Consider the following 17,871-nt stretch of genomic DNA (forward strand, 5'->3'; position numbering starts at 1 on the left):
AATCTATTAAATGACTTAATCAAAATCTTATTTTATTTATATCTAATGTGTATTTAAATAATATATTTTAATAACATTAGGTTGAAATTTATTTACTGTTCATTGTTTCTTTTAAATTGTTGCCTATTTAATTGTTGTGTATTTTATTTTTTGAAGTTATATTGTCTTGGTAAGTAATATTTAACTTTCATTTTCATGATTCGCTATTTTGGGGCACGTTGTGCCCCATTTTTTTATTTTATAATTATATATATTTTTATAATATTCAAATGATATGCTCCTCCCTGTTATTTATTGTTAGTCATCGTCAAAAAAAATAATTTATTAATTTTATTTTGAATTTAAATTGGGGTTAATTAGTAAGTTAATAGATGTTATTACTTATCTAATGATTGTTAACATAATTTATAATTAACTCAATTACTTTAGTCGATGAAACGGTAATAAATAAGGGGTGTTTAATGGCATCATTCGGAAATATTGTAAAGAAAATTAATGAGATGGGTTCTGAATCCTTATCAATAGCGAGTATTATGTTAATGTCACAAGAACAGTTACACGACCAGTTTAGCCATTTTCTAAACATGGATGAAATAGTTAGTTTACATGAGGAAGCACAAAAAAGACACAGTGAAAATAAACTATTAGAGTCAAAATTATTGTCGCGTATCAATCCTCAAACATCTGCTTTGTTATCATTGAATGCAAACTCTATCATTGAAAAATACAGTTATATTAATACATTCCCTGAGCGGTCTAGTAATTTTGTTGCTGAGGGCTCTGTTTCTTCTATATTTTCTCCCGCCGCTTATTTAACGGAGCTTTATCGGGAAGCTCTGCCCATTCATGATAAACAGTCAATATATAGTCTAGCAAATAGGCGTCCTGATATAAGCAATATATTGTTATCCCAAGATAACATGGACATTAAAATTTCCACGCTCACGTATGCAAATGAAATTCTTGTAAATGCAATTTCAAGTATTATGGTTGAACCACCAGATAAAATTGAAGAAAAATTGTCATTCTGTCGGCAAGGCGGGTATCTACCTTATCATCACGCTTACAATACTGTCCGCTTAGGAATACTTCAGCAAGACCCTCATTTAAAAATAATAAAAAGTTTCCCATTTTTCAATCTGCTATTAACCGCTCAAAAATTAACTGCCCTTAGTTTAAATCTTCCACCAGAAGGCTTTGCTATTTTGACTGAAGAAGTCACAGAGATCGAAAAAGAAATTAGTGAGCTTTATGACAATAATTTTGAAGGCATCAATGAGTCCGATTTGTCGTCTATAAATCAATTGTCTCACTATTATCAAGTTTCTACAGATGAGATTGCTGCCTTAATTGAAATGACTAGTCAGAGCTGCGTGTTATCAGAAACGGGGGATAATGGTAACTATACCGCATTGTTTCTTCTTTATTTAAATAAAATGGTCAGGCTGTTCAGGGCGACAGAATTCACTTTGCAAGACATGGCTATCTTGGTTCTTAATACAGATTTACCCATTGATAAATTAACTCACGATATTGTTTATCAAATTGCGGATGCTAAAATATTTGTACAACAAGGTCTTTTAACATTGCCAGAAGCCTTAATTTTAACTCATGGGATGATTGGTGTCAGTTCGACGCCATTACAAGTTAGTCAGTTTGACCTTTTATTTAACACTCCATTACTCGATGGGAAAAGATATGAATTTGATGAACAATTAATTACAGTTCATCCAGATAAGCTATTTCAAGGCGAAACCTTTCATCGGTCAGTATTGAAGCTCAGTTTTAAAGTTGATGATGCAGGTTTATGGTTACTTCATCGAATGGGGTGTAGAGATGGCTCCGATGCGTTTAATAATACAAGGGAAAATCTATCAGACTTATACCGAATAGTATTGCTTGCACGAGTTCATTCATTAACCATTGATGAACTCGAAATTATATTGCAACTGTCTGTTTACCGTGAAGTGCCACTCTATAATCTCGATAATGATCAATTACATGAAATTATACAATATGTATCGAAGATCACGTTATGGCTAGCAGAACAAAATTGGAGTGTTTATCAGTTGTTTATTATGGTCGGCGATACCATAAGTACTGTGTGGACTCCAGCCCTCGATGATTTGCAGCAAACCTTATTAAATGGCATTGGTGCTGTGCCTAATTTACAAGGTGAGGAGCTTATCATATGGATGGCTCCATTTTTTGTCTCAACATTGTCTTTAAATTCTAATTATATTTCAGAATTATGCTTACATTGGGTTAATCAGATAAAACCCAACGGGCAAACAACGGATAAATTCTGGCAATTAATCCAAAAACAATTTCTTACGGATGCTGAACGCATTGATGTTATTGCATTTACACAAACATTGGCACAATTAGCAATTATTATTAATCAAATTCACATAAGCGAAGAAGAATTAGATCTGATTATTAAAAAGCCATCACTGTTGATAGCTGGATTGTCAGAGCTGGGGTTAACGACTGAAATATTAATGCAATTAACACAGTTTCATCAATGGGTTAACGGTTCAGGTGAATTTTCAAATGATGTACTTACTGCACTGAATCATCAACAATTATCTGCTGAAATTTTAGCGAATAGTTTGCAAGATGATGTGGCAAGAGTTGGGCAAGCACTCATGCTCGCTAGACAGATTGGGCTTCCGCATAGTAAGGATACCTCTTTGCGATTGCAAGAACGAACCTATTTAGGGCACTGGGACCAAGTTTCTATAGCAATACAGTTACTCATTGTATCAAAACAGCTTAATATCACACCTGACGGTATAGTTCAGCTTCTCGAATTATCCTACGATCCCAACAAAAATTATTCTACTTGGTCTGTACAAAGCCATCTTATTCAAGGTGCTTTGAAGCAACCTGATAATGAAATTGTCTATCATCAATTAGATGAACAGTGGGGAAATGCATTAAGCACATATTATCGTTTAAAAGCAGCCCCAGTTTCGTTACTTAGTCGTGATGATGTTTATTATTACTTATTAATTGATAACCAAGTTTCAGCGACAGTAACTACATCGAGGATCGCAGAAACGATTGCATCACTACAACTGTATATCTATCGGGCACTCAATGACCTTGAGGCGAAAACGGAAAGCGGTGTAATCGGCCGCCCATTTTTTATCAATTGGGATAAATATAATGCTAGATACAGCACTTGGGCAGGGAGCTCTCAATTACTGTATTACCCAGAAAACTACCTGGATCCAACAATGCGAGTTGGGCAAACGCAGATGATGGATGGCATGCTACAAGATATTAGTCAGAGCAATTTAAATGCAGATACGTTAGAAACAGCCTTTAATTCATACCTGAGCCAATTTGAACAAATCGCAAATTTAAATATTGTCAGTGGTTACCACGATAATATTAATTTCGACAGTGGGCTTACCTATCTTATTGGCCATTCATCAGATTCTAGTGAGTTTTATTGGCGCAGTGTTGACCAAAGCCAATTTAATGAAGATGGAAAATTCCCAGCGAATGCTTGGAGTGAGTGGAAAGTGATTCAAATAGGGGTAAACGTTGTTCAAGACTGGGTCAGGCCGCTTATTTTTAATTCTAGGCTTCATATTGTTTGGGTTGAAAAAGAAAAGCAAACAGATAGCGATAATCAACCGATAGATCGTTATGTATTAAAAATCAGCAAGTTAAACTATAATGGAACATGGGGAGGAATTAACGCTTTTAATATTGATGGTGCAATAAGTACTTTTTCAAAAGACAATTTACACCAAGTTGGTTTCTATTGCTCTTTGTATAGCAACACCGTTGAAGAGCTGGAACAAGACACGATAACTGTTCTTTTTTATGCAAAAAAAGAATCTTACACAGCAGAAATACTGACCACTGCTTCAGGTTTGTTTATTTATCCAAATATGGCAATTAAGCAGATGAGCACCCAAGACTCAAAAAATATAACCACCAGAGTCTATAATGACTTCGATACTTTAAAAAGCCAACGATTGATAAAAAAAACCACACAAAGCAATTACCTATATAACAAATTGGAACTTAACCAAAGTTATAATAAATATGGCTACGATGATTTAACAACGTTGGATGGCGGGGGACTGAGTAATGTCAGTATTGTTGAGGCTGAAATTGGCTCAATTATGCTGACTTTAGACGCTAATTTACGTATCACTTACCGAGGAATTGGGTCTCGCCAACACGAGCAATGTAATATGATGAAAAAATATTACAATCATACCCCAAGTGAATTTGTTATTTTCTATCAGCATACCTTAGCGGGTAAGCCACTTTATAATGTAGTTCATTTTACAAAAGATAATGTAGGGCTCACGCAAAAAATTTTACTTAATAATCCAAGTGCTGCCAGCTATTATAATTATTCAACGGGAACAACAGGGGCTAATTTATCAATCCCACCTAATGAAGAGTACTACCGACTCGATTATTCTTTTAATGTGACAACAACCATTTCTTCCCTCAATGTTTCTGATTCTGCAAATAATAAATCGATAACAAAAGGGTGCTATGAAATTAATACTCAGATAGACCCTCAAAATGTTTATGTGGTTATCACGGCGGGTAAAACCCAAAAACGATTTAAAGCTATAGATTATATAGATAACTTACCAAATTTTAGCCTTGAAGAGATGTTATATCACTTTGATGGTTTGAACATCGAGATCCCAACATCTGAGTTTATTAATAATACACTGACAGTTAACGTTGAGTGCCGTGCCTTATCTATTGAGGGGCGGCCATTAGGTAGCCAGCATTTTAGTTTTAAAGTTCAGCGACAAGGTATTGAGCTCGATGCTATCAGCTTATGTAAAACAGAAAGTTTTTCTCAATATTTACAGCGTGATGTGCACCGAATTCGAATCAATACTTTATTTGCACAGCAATTAATTACAAAAGCGAATAAGGGCATCGATCGGATATTAACAATGGACACACAGTACTTGCCTGAACCACGAATGGGGAATGGTGATTATGTTCGCGTTACAATACCTAAATACGACGCTGAGCTTCATGGAAATTCGCGGGCCGCTAAATTACTTATCGGATCAGATTCTTCTTCTATGACAGTTTTTTGGCAGGGGAAACTGAACGATATCGATACGAATATTGTCCTTTTTGTCCCGCTGAGTAAAAAAGCATCACCATTCAATGATATTATAGATTTCCCTGATAACCCTGGCTTAACTCTACAATTACATTTCCAAAGCCAGAGCGGCATTTCGCCCATTGGTATATTCGCTGTTACTGTAGCAAATAGCCGGCTTTCCCTTACCCGTTATACGCCAAATGATAATCAATCGATTCAGGTTGAATTGCTAAAAAATTATATCGAGCCAATGGATTTTGATGGTGCTAACTCATTGTATTTTTGGGAAATGTTCTATTATTTACCTGCCATGGTTTGCTCGAGATTGTTGCAAGAAAACCAATTTGACCAATCGCTTGTCTGGCTCAAATATATTTGGAGCCCAATGGGGTACCAGACATGGCAAGGGAACAAAGCGCCTTATCACTGGAATTGCCGACCACTTGAAGAAAGTATTTCTTGGAGTGCATCAACGGTTGATACCACTGACCCTGATGCAATTGCACAGAATGATCCGATGCATTATAAAATCACGACATTTATGAAAATGCTTGATTTGCTGATTGCGCGTGGGGATACCGCTTATCGGCAATTGGAAAGAGATACGTTGAATGAAGCCAAAATGTGGTATACCAATGCGCTCAGTTTACTTGGGGACAAGCCTTATGTACCGCATAAAGGTGATGAATGGGAGGATATTAATTTAGGTGCAGCCGCAGAACAACAACGTATTAAAAATTATCATGATGATCTTATTCAAATTCAGCAGCATGGCGTATCACATCGGTTACCAGCAAGCGTTGGTCGGGAGACAACATGTTTCTATCCACAGGTTAATACTAAGCTTGACGGTTATTGGAAGCTATTAGAACTACGGCTCTATAACTTGCGACATAATCTTTCAATTGACGGGCAGCCTTTGTACCTACCGCTATACGCAGCGCCAATTTCTCCTGATGTATTAAAAAGTGCAAATATAGCTTCATCACATGGCGGTGGAACATTGCCGAAAGTGCAATTACCCCTACAACGTTTTTCAGTCACATTAAATAACGCTCGTGGATTAGTCAGCCAATTGATTCAATTTGGCGGCATGTTACAGGGGATCATTGAACGACAGGATAGTGAAGCGCTTGCTCAGATGTTGCAATTACAAGCACGTGATCTTTCTCAAGTATCGATTGCATTACAAGAATCGACCATAGCTGAAATTGAAGCTGATGAAAAAGTCCTAAAGGCTAACCGACAAGGGGCACAACAACGTTTCAATAGTTATACCGAGCTTTATGATGAGAATGTGAATGAGGGTGAGCAATTGGCGATGGATCTCTTTTTATCATCATCCATCACAGTGGTTGGTTGCGAAGCATTACGTATGGCGGCGGCGATGATGAATATGATCCCCAATATTTATGGTTTAGCAATAGGGGGTGGGGAAAGTGGCGCTATTTTCAATGCACTAGCTATTGGCACCGAAATGAGCTCACATGCTATGCGAATCTCAGCGGAACGCCTAAGTTACAATGAAACTTATCGGCGACGACGTCAAGAGTGGGGGATCCATAAAGATAATGCAGAGAACGAATTGCGGCAAATAGATGCGCAGCTCGATATGCTAGGGATCCGACATAAATCGGCAATATTACAAAAGCATTATTTAGAAATGCAAAGGGGGCATACACAAGCTCAACTTGAATTTATACAGCGCAAGTTTAGCAATAAAGCGATGTATAATTGGTTACGTGGTTGTTTATCTTCAATTTATTACCAATTTTATGACCTAACATTGTCTCGTTGCTTAATGGCTCAAGAGGCTTTTCGTTGGGAAAGTAACCAAAGAGACGCTTCATTTATCAAACCTGGCGCATGGAACAGCAATTATGCGGGGTTACTTGCAGGCGAAAACCTTGCCTTGAATTTGACCCAAATGGACGAAGCATACATCAAACAAGAAAGCCGCCCGATGGACGTGACTCGCACAATTTCACTGGCTCAATGGTATTCTTCACAACCCGATGGTAACGGTTTTACCTTAGCCGATGAAGTAAAAAACCTCCTGATGAAGGGGGACGGATGGGTGGGAACTCAAGAAAATGGATTAACACTTGAGAGTAATGGTATTTTAATGAGCAAATTTAAACTCGCTGATTTTAATATAAAAAATGACTACCCGGATAACCTAGGAAATATTCGTCGAATCAAACAAATTAGTGTTTCTCTTCCTATGTTAATGGGGGCTTATCAAGATGTTCAAGCTGTTTTGAACTACAGTAGTAGCCTTATCGTACCAAGAGGGTGCAATACCATCGCGCTTTCTCATGGTACGAATGACAGTGGCCAATTCCAACTTAATTTTGACGATCCCCAATTCCTGCCTTTTGAAGGCATTCCTATTGATGATAGCGGGATTTTCACCCTCAGTTTTCCAAATGCAGTAGGAAAGCAAAAACTAATACTTTTGAGTTTAAGTAACATTATTTTGCATATTCATTACGGCATACGTCATTAATCTCATGGAAGCACAGGCAGGAAGCTGCCTGTCAGGAAAATACTATGGAAAAACAATCTGGTGTTAATATCGCGCCATTATCACTCCCCAAAGGGGGGGGAAGTAGTCAAGGTATGGGGGAGAACATTGGCAATGCGGGACCAAGCGGTATGTCATCAATGTCAATTCCACTTCCTTTATCTTCAGGGAGAACATATTCACCCTCTCTATCACTATCCTACAATAGCGGCGCAGGAAATGGTGCCTTTGGATTAGGTTGGCAAGTCGGACTGTTAGCGATAAGCCTTAGAACACAACATGGTGTTCCCCGTTATGCAGGCAAGGACCAATTTTTGTCTCCAGCAGGCGAACTATTAGTCATAGCGCTCAACTCGTTGGGTACTGCCGATGTTCAACGGCGTACAGAATTACAAGGTGTGACTCTGTCATCGACACATTTAGTGAGCACGTATCAACCAAGAGTTATTGAAGATAATAGCCGCTTAGAATATTGGCAACCGAGCTGTGAAGGCGACGAAAAGCCATTTTGGGTTATTTATACCCCCGATGGAAATATTCATTTTTTAGGTAAGACGAAACAGGCGCGTATTTATTCCTCTGAAAATACGGGACATATTGCACAATGGCTTATTGAGGAGACGATTACCCCAACAGGTGAACATATTTATTATCAATATAAAGCAGAAGACCTCACTAACTGTGATGAACAAGAGCAAGCACGAGCTCCCGCAACTATCGGTGCACAACGTTACTTATGGCAAGTTTCTTATGGCAACATTCAAGTCGATAAAAAACCGTTCATTCTAAGCGATACTCCTATTCAACAACATGGTTGGTTATTTCATGCCATCTTTGATTATGGCGAACGCAGTATCATTGATACGGATAAGCCTGATTATCACGAACAACCACTCTGGTTGTGCCGACCTGATTGCTTTTCACGGTTTGAATATGGCTTTGAAATACGGACACGTCGCCTTTGCCACCAAGTTTTTATGTTTCATCGGGTTGATTTATTATCGGGGGCAACAGCCTCTGAACAACCCCCTGAATTAGTTGCTAGAGTGGTGTTTGAATATGATTTACAACCGACGCTAACTACGCTGGTGGCTGTCAAACAAATTGGGCATGAAATCGACGGGACAATTATTACTAGGGCGCCATTAGAGTTTGATTATCAACATCATGAGCCCCCTAAAGCGGATAAATGGACAGAGTTTACAGCGTTACGTTATTTCAATTCACAGCAGCCCTATCAATTGGTTGATCTACTCGGTGAGGGGATCTCAGGCATTTTATATCAAACGTTTGAAGCCTGGTGGTATCGTTCACCTGAACGGGATGCCATCACAGGGGGAAGCGCAGTCAGTTTCGCAGAACCTACTGAATTAATGCAAACACCGTCGTTAAAACAAAATGCAGTTTTGATGGATTTTACGGGGGATGGCCAACTGGACTGGGTGATTGCTCAACCTGGTCTTGAGGGTTATTACAGCCAAAAACCAGATGGTCATTGGACTCAATTTATTCCAATATCTGCATTTCCGACAGAATATTTTTACGCTAGTTCACAACTTATTGATTTAACAGGTGATGGAATTACTGACCTGGTTCTAATTGGCCCGAAAAGTGTGCGTATTTATCCCAATACACGCGGAGGGTTTGCGGCAGGTGAACTCACAATACAATCCACTGGGGTTATTTTACCCATTGCCAATGCAGAAACATTAGTCGGGTTTAGCGATCTTTTAGGATCGGGACAGCAGCATCTGATAGCCATTAATGCGCAAGGAGTGACTTGTTGGGCTAACTTAGGTTATGGGACGTTTAGCTCTCCATGCAAGCTCGACGGTTTTAATATGCCAAAAACCGAATTTAACCCTGATTTTATTTACCTTGTTGATACTGATGGCTCTGGCTATGTGGATTTAATTTATGTGCAACCGACTCAACTTTTAGTTTATTGCAATGAAGGCGGTAATCGCTTTAGTGAACCTTATACGCTTCCTCTGCCAAATGGCGTGCAATTTGATAATACGTGCATGTTGCAGGCCGCTGACGTCACAGGCATGGGAGTTGTCAGCTTAATCTTAACCGTTCCTCATCAAGCTCCTTACCATTGGAAATTGGATTTTGCCTCGGAAAAAGCGTGGCTATTAAATACGGTCAACAACAATATGGGGGCTGAAACTACTCTGAAATATCGAAGTTCGGCACAATTTTGGCTGGATGAAAAAGTCAAGTTGCGGCAAATGAACTTACCTGCAACATCACATCTTCCATTTCCTATCCATCTCTTATGGCAGACGCAAAGTGTGGATGAAATCACGCAAAACAGTCTGATCAGTAGTGTTCGTTATGAGCAAGGGGTTTGGGACAGTATTGAGCGTGAGTTTCGTGGATTTGGTTACTTGGAAAGTCTTGATACCGATGAACGAGCTCAAGGTAATGCGCCTGAGCGTACAGCACCAATACTAACAAAAAATTGGTTTCTAACGGGAAAACAAGCCGTTGACCAACAACAATACGCACATTTCTGGAAAGGGGATCCCCACGCATTTGGCCATTTATATCCTCGCTATACGCAATGGATTGATGATAAAGATATATTGCTGGATGTTTACCCTGATGGGAGTGAATATTGGCTATCCAGAAGTTTGAAAGGGATGCCACTTCGTACCGAAGTATTTGGTTTAGATGGCAGCGAAAAACAAGATATCCCTTACAATATTGCTGAATTTCGCTGCCAATCTCGCTTACTGCCTAGCACATCTGCTCAATATGTCACTCAAATTTCGCAAATAGAAGAAAGAACCTATACCTACGAACGAATTGTCTCTGACCCTCAATGCGCCCAGTCGATTGTTGTGGAGCAAGACTTATTTGGTGCATCCCTTAAAGATATCTCAATTGCCTATCCTCGTAGGCCAAAACCGAAAAGTGACCCTTATCCGACGACACTCCCCACAACAACGGTGGGGAGCAGCTATGATGAGCAACAAACTATTTTACGCTTAATCATAAAACAATCACGATGGCATCAATTAATCTCCTCAGATATCTATGTTTTAGGCATTATGGATTGCCAACGTAGCGATGCATTTGAGTTTAATGCCACCGAAGTACCAAAAGAAGGCATTACGCTCGAAACGTTAATAGCTGACAATGGTCTACTTGGAAAACATCATTCCTCAGCATACTTAGGACAACAACGAATTGCTTATACCGATGGTAAACAAGAATTTGTTGAGCCTGTTTTTCCTGTTCTTGTCGCTTATACCGAAACTGCGGTATTAGATGAGCAAGCATTAAAAGCATTTGATGGACATATTGGAAAAGAGGAACTTATTCAATATTTACATAAGGGAGGCTATGTACAAACACCACAACTATTAGGTAATTCCACTGAATTAGTTTGGTGTGCCCGTCAAGGATATACCGATTATGGAGATGCAAAGCAATTTTGGCAGCCATTGGCTACCCGAACCACGTTGTTGACAGGCAAGACACATTATCGTTGGAGCCAACATTACTGTGTTATCACTGCGACAGAAGATGCTGCGGGTATGACAACATACGCGCAGTATGATTATCGGTTTATGACGCCAATTCAGATTCAAGATATCAATAATAATCAGAGTCATGTTGCATTGGATGCCTTAGGACGAGTCACTTCTACACGTTTTTGGGGAACAGAAAATGGCTTACCTTGCGGTTACAGTCCTCCTTCAGATAAACCGTTTAAGGCACCATTAACTGTTGAGGGCATGTTGAGTTTACCGAAAGGCACTCCAGTTTCTCAGGCAATAGTTTACAAAGATGATAGCTGGATGTATCAGGTTGATAAAACGCATGATTTACCCTATGGGATTAGAGTATCAAGTGCAAAAAAAATAGGCGCTTTGGCATTACGTCGGTTGCGAAAATATTGTGCTTTAAAGCAAAATGCGTTTGACTCATTGACGGCAGGCTCTCGTATCCCTCCACATTTTTGTACGATTACGACTGACCGTTATGATAATGACCCTGAACAGCAGCTGCGACAACAAGTCGCTTTTTTTGATGGGTTTGGTCGTGAACTGCAAACTGCCGTACGCCATGAAGCCGGAAATGCTTACGTGCGTAATGACTTAGCTGGTCTAGATTGTGACTCTCAGGGGAGATTAATTGAGCGTTTTACGTCAACTCGTTGGGCAGTAACAGGAAAAACGGAATACAACAACAAAGGCCTTGCTGTCAGGACTTATCAACCTTATTTCCTCAATGACTGGCGTTATGTCAGCGACACGAGTAGCCGTAGTGATCTGTATGCCGATACAGTCTATTACGACCCTTTGGGAAGATCCAGCCAAGTGCTAACAGCTAAAAGCTATTTACGACGTACTCAAATATTCCCATGGTTTACGGTTGAAGAAGATGAAAATGACACGTTAGAAGGCTAAACGGGGGAGCGATGAAAACAAGCGTAAACCTGTCCTTTCATGCAGGTACACCAACAATACAAGTCGTGGATAATAGGGGCTTGGCCATTCGCCATCTACAGTATTATCGGGAACCTGAGCGGCCAACTGAGCTTGACGAACGGGTCACATTACAGCAGTTAAATGTACAAGGGTATTTAGTCAGTTTAGCTGACCCTCGATTTGCATCGAGCAAAATAAACAACGTGGCTTGTCTCTATAATTTAACGGGGGAAACACTGCGCACTCATGGGGTAGATGTGGGTACTGGTGTTGCGCTAAACGATATTGAAGGGCGTTTAGCGTTCAGTATCGATGCAAATGAAACACGTCGAACATGCCAATATGAAGAGAGCTCGATGTTAGGTCGTCCCGTCAGCATCATGGAACAAACGAAGAATAAAGCTCCTTGTATCAGTGAATACTTTGTTTATGCAGGTTTCTCTGCCGCTGAACAGCAAACCAATTTAGCAGGGCATTGTGTTCGTCATTATGATACCGCTGGGGTATTGGTTTTAAATCAGGTTTCTCTGCAAGGGAAGTCACTTTTAACCACACGCCAGTTTATTCAGCAAATTGAAGAAAAAGAAACTCTGGTAAATTGGCCGAATAACGAACAAAAAGAAAAGCTTGAAACAGAAGAGTACCGTCATCAAATAAAGGTTGATGCGATGGGGAACCCATTGCAATCTATTGATGGGAAAGGTCATCAACAGCGCTATGCATACAATATTACGGGGCAACTTAAACAACATTGGCTAACTATCAATAACCAAAAAGAGCAATCGGTAATTAAATCGGTTGAGTACTTGGCAACCAACCAAAAACAGCATGAAGAGCATGGAAATGGGGTATTCACATATTATGAATATGAGCCACAAACACAGCGTTTATTACGTGTCAAAACACAACGCCCTAAAGCCCATCCACTAGGCTTCAAACTTTTCCAAGATGTCCATTATACATATGACCCTGTAGGGAATAGGGTAAGTATACGTAATGAAGCAGAACTAACGCGTTTTTGGCGTAATCAGAAAATTACTCCAGAACAATGTTATCAATATGACTCGCTATATCAACTGGTTAGTGCAACAGGTCGAGAAATGGCGAATATTGGGCAACAAGGCCATCAAATACCTGATTATATTCCTTTTGATAATGCAACTTATACCCAATATATGCGGCGTTATGAATATGACCGAGGGGGGAATTTAACTAAGATCTATCATCGTTCTCCTGCTACAAATCAAAGTTACGTAATGCATATGACGGTAAGCCAAAGCAGTAACCGTGCCGTTATCGCAGCATTAGTTACAGAACCAAACCAAGTCGATGATTTTTTTACCTTAAGTGGCCAGCAAAAACAGCTTTTGAAAGGGCAACATCTCCATTGGACACCTCGCCAAGAATTGCAACATGTTTCCAGTTTAAGTTTGAATGAACACTATCGCTATGACAGTGCAAGCCAACGTGTTTTCAAAATGAGCCAACAAGAGCATTCTTGCATCCAAACTAGGTATTTAACTGATTTGGATGTAAAAAACACACAAAGAAATGGTATCACAAAAGAATGCTTACAGGTCGTTAGTGCGGGTAGTGAAGGCTATACACAAGTGCAAGTTCTACACTGGGAAGGTAATGTTCCTAATGGCATAAAGAACAATTTATGGCGTTATCAATTTGATTTTTTAGCCGGTAATGGGGGATTAGAGTTAGATGAAGAGGGGCATATTATCAGCCAAGAAGAGTTTTATCCCTATGGTGGTACAGCTGTTTGGCTGGCGCGTAATCAAATAGAGGCTGACTACAAAACACGGCGTTATTCGGGGAAAGAGCGTGATGCAACAGGGTTATATTATTACGGCTACCGTTATTACCAATCTTGGGCGGGACGTTGGTTAAGCGCTGACCCTGCGGGAACAGCTGATGGGCTTAATTTTTATCGCATGTCTCGCAATAATCCAATTAATTATCATGATCCAGATGGTTTATTTCCTTTCCATTTACTTAACCCGCTGCATTGGGTTAGATCGCTAAGTCAAAAAATAGATGAATATAATACTGTGACGAATGTTGACTATTGTTACCTTTTTATGGGAAGAGGCCGTCTTTGGAGAAACCATTTTAATGGTAAATCAAGTTTTGATAAAAGGACTGGGGAAAATATTGCCGCTTTGCGCGAAAGCATAGGCAGTTCGTTGAATGAGCAAGAAACAGGTTTTGTTGAGCGGTTTAAGGCTCTCGATTTTTCATTACTACATGCTTCAAACACAGATTTTAGGGCAAATGGCGAAGTCCATTTTAAATCCCGCGTTAAATTAAGAACAACAAATACAATTGAATATGAACACCCTAATACCAGTTATGATGATGATAGTAATTTACAAACCAGAGAGTTCGTTTTTTTCTCCCTAGGTGTTGAGGGAGTTGAAGGAAAAAATGCGAGCCGATTTGGCAATAAGCTTTATATCACCCCCTTAAATCACGTAGAAAATGCGCGGTATATGCCATATGCACACATGGCACTTAATGACACACTGCGTTTTACCACGCGGCAATCCTCGTCACGCTTAGAAAGCGTATTTGGTCCTGCTGACGCAAAAATTCTGATAAGACAAACCATTGCTTCAGAGGCGATGGATACGGTTTTTGACATCAAAGATTTTAAAGAGGCCATCGCGTTTGCAATGGTTAATACTGCAAGACTGCTATCTCAAGAGGGTTACAACCGTGTGATGAATATTCACGATAACCTTGAATTTGACTTATTCATATCTCTACTATTTCGGCCTCAAATCCTTGTTCCAAGAGAACTAAAATCAAAGAATACCACTATGCGTGAGATCCGGTATCGACCTGAATTAATGGGAGTATGAGATGTTAAGAACGTTATTTAAAGAACGAGGAGGGATATGGCTTTTTTACTGTCAACAAACACACCAACAATAAGCGTGAGCGATAACCGAGGATTAAACACACGGACGCTTGATTATTATCGCCATCCTAATGCTAGGGATATTACCGACGAACAAATTTCATGCCAGTGGTTTGATATAAAAGGAAGTTTGCGCAAATATGCAGATCCGCGTTTACAGACTCATGGTCAAGCTAATTTCTACTATCAATATGATTTATTGGGAACATTACTTTATTCTCATGGAGTTGATAATGGCGAGGAACGGAGCCTCAATGATATTGAAGGGCGCTTGTTAGTGAGTATCGATGCTAATAATATTTATCGTACTTGCGATTATGAAGAAAACCACACGTTAGGGCGTGTAATCTGCCGCTATGAACGTGACGCCGTCACTATTGTAAATGATTATTTTATTTATGCAGGTCATTCACCAATAGAGCAGGCTAACAACTTAGCAGGCCACTGCATTTTTCACTACGATACAGCAGGGTTATTGCAGTTGAACCAAGTTTCACTCACGGGTGTACCACTTTCAACTACGAGACGTTTTATTCAAGATGCTGAAAATGCTGAAGTAATAGTAAATTGGCAACAGAAAGAAAGGGATAGTGCGCTTTCTAATGAGTTTTTTATTCATCAAAAAACATTGGATGCAACAGGTGCCTTGTTATCGACCATTGATGCTAAAGGCCATCAACAACGCTTAGCTTATAACATTGCGGGCCAATGCAAAGGTATTTGGCTAACCTTGTACGAAGATACTGAGCAAGTCATTGTAAAGGCAATTTATTATTGTGCAGGGGGGCAAATATGGCGTGAAGAATTGGGTAATGGCTGCGTATCTTGGTATGAATATGAACCTCAAACTCAGCGTTTAATTCGCTCCCGAACCGAGCGGCCAGTGACGCATTCTTTGGGTTTTAAGCGCCTGCAAGATTTGCACTACCAATACGACCCCGTAGGAAATGTATTGTGTATTCGCAATACATCAGGATTGACACGTTTTTGGCGTAATCAAAGAACTGAGCCTGAACAGCGATTTACCTACGATTCATTATATCAACTAGCTAGCGCCTCTGGGCGTGAAATGGCTTGCAATATGGTCGAAAGTTCAAAAACACCAGTCTGTTTTTCTTTCGAAAATACCACGGTAACTCAGTACTATCGGACATATTCTTATGATAGAGGGGGAAATTTAACTCAGATCAGCCATAGAACACCTGCGACCAATCAAGGTTATAAAATTTCGATGACAGTGAGTGCAGCGAGTAATCGTGCTGTCAGCGATACATTAACAGCAGACATTCACCAAGTAGATTCATTTTTCACATCAAGTGGACAGCAAACCCAGTTATCGCAAGGGCAATCTCTTTTTTGGACGTCTCGTCAAGAATTACAACACGTATATTGGGGGAATACGCATGAATACTATCGTTATGATGCAAATCAGCAACGTGTTGTAAAAATTCATAAGCAGCAGTCCTTTACTGACCAAATTTATTACTTAGCAGCGCTAGAGCTGAGGTACAAACAGAAATGTAATGCCTTAGAAGAATTAAATGTCATTGTTATTAATGATGATGTAGCAAAGACATCAATTCGAGCTTTGCATTGGAGGCAAGGTAAGCCGAAGAAAATCGTCAATAACTCAATTGTTTATAGCGTTAATGCGCTAGTAGGGAGTGAGAACATTGAGTTAAATGAAAACGGCGAATTGCTAAGTTATGAAGAGTATTACCCTTATGGGGGAACAGCTATTTGGGCTGCACGTAGTGCCCAAGAGGCGGATAACAAAACTCATCGCTATTCTGGTAAAGAGCGAGATGCAACGGGGCTCTACTATTATGGATATCGCTATTATCAGCCTTGGTGTGGGCGCTGGTTAAGTGCCGATCCAGGAGGCACAATCGATGGTTTGAATTTGTTCCGCATGGCAAGAAATAATCCATTAAAATATCAAGACAATAATGGGCTAAACCCCTTTAGCCAAATCGTCGAATATTACCATCGCCGTATTGATGAAAAAGCCAAAATAAGAGCCAATGAAAGCTACAAGCTCATGGCGACAGGCTCTGATTGGGCATCAGGTAACGATAACTTCACGCCTTTTTATGATCTCGATTCTTTCAATGCAATGACGCAGGATAATATGCTGAACTTGCGTCTATCTACGGGGGAGCTCAGGGGGGATGCATTAGAATTTGTTGAAAATTTCACAGCATTAAATTTTGATTTAATTCATTTCACTGACAAGCAATTTTTAGAACGCGGCAACCATGCCGTTTTTCGTTCTCGAGATGAGTTGCTAGATAGAATGCTGGTTCGTTCTGATCAACTTAATACAACAAGCTTTGATTTTACGGGCTTAAAAACCAAAGATTTTGTGTTCTTTTCGTTAGGTGTTGAGGGGGTGACAGGGAAAATAAACAGTCGCTTTGGTGATTTAAAATATGTGACTCCGCTAAATTCAGTAAGTAGCTATAAGTATTTAAAATATGGGCACATGGCAATAAATGATACGGCACTGTTTAATCGAAGGATGACATCCAGAGATAGGCTTGTCGAAAAATTTCAAGGTGATATTTGCACGGCGGTGAGATTAACACATGAAAAAATAGCGGCAAAACCTAGCGATACGCTTTATTCCTACAGTGATTTTAAAGAAGCATTAGCGTTACGAATAGTCAAATCAACACGGTTACTGACAAAAAGAGCACAGCAAAGCGTGTTTTCAACAGCTTCAGATACAGAATTTGATAATTTAATTTCCCTTTTTTATCGCCCACAAATACTTGTACCTAAAAAATTACATTCGAAGAATACGCGAATAGTACAAGGACGCAGAATAAATACTCAATAAGGAATTGAATATAAA

At 39.6% G+C, this 17,871-nt stretch carries 4 protein-coding genes; all 4 read left to right on the plus strand.

All coding sequences use genetic code 11. The features are described 5' to 3' along the window. Nucleotides 1–461 precede the first annotated feature (461 nt). From AC4IFO_RS06405 to AC4IFO_RS06420, 4 genes are read left to right on the plus strand one after another with little or no spacing between them, the layout of a single operon-like run. On the plus strand, nt 462–7,619 hold the full coding sequence (locus AC4IFO_RS06405; protein ID WP_490732803.1) for a Tc toxin subunit A-related protein: 7,158 nt from the start codon (nt 462–464) through the stop codon (nt 7,617–7,619). Nucleotides 7,620–7,663: 44 nt separating this feature from the next. Beyond that, on the plus strand, nt 7,664–12,061 hold the full coding sequence (locus tag AC4IFO_RS06410) for a SpvB/TcaC N-terminal domain-containing protein (protein WP_490732805.1): 4,398 nt from the start codon (nt 7,664–7,666) through the stop codon (nt 12,059–12,061). 11 nt (nt 12,062–12,072) lie between these two features. After that, nucleotides 12,073–14,955 (plus strand): RHS repeat-associated core domain-containing protein, encoded by a 2,883-nt coding sequence (locus AC4IFO_RS06415; protein ID WP_490732807.1) that lies wholly within the window; start codon nt 12,073–12,075, stop codon nt 14,953–14,955. A gap of 36 nt (nt 14,956–14,991) precedes the next feature. Then, nucleotides 14,992–17,856, plus strand: coding sequence for an RHS repeat-associated core domain-containing protein (locus AC4IFO_RS06420; RefSeq protein WP_490732809.1), 2,865 nt, complete (start codon nt 14,992–14,994; stop codon nt 17,854–17,856). Nucleotides 17,857–17,871: the final 15 nt, after the last annotated feature.

The sequence above is a fragment of the Providencia sp. UF-224 genome (assembly GCF_058245955.1).

Bases quoted from the DNA above. Each gene is read 5' to 3' on its own strand.
- AC4IFO_RS06405 (WP_490732803.1), top strand. From the start codon at position 462: ATGGCATCATTCGGAAATATTGTAAAGAAAATTAATGAGATGGGTTCT.
- AC4IFO_RS06410 (WP_490732805.1), top strand. From the start codon at position 7,664: ATGGAAAAACAATCTGGTGTTAATATCGCGCCATTATCACTCCCCAAA.
- AC4IFO_RS06415 (WP_490732807.1), top strand. From the start codon at position 12,073: ATGAAAACAAGCGTAAACCTGTCCTTTCATGCAGGTACACCAACAATA.
- AC4IFO_RS06420 (WP_490732809.1), top strand. From the start codon at position 14,992: ATGGCTTTTTTACTGTCAACAAACACACCAACAATAAGCGTGAGCGAT.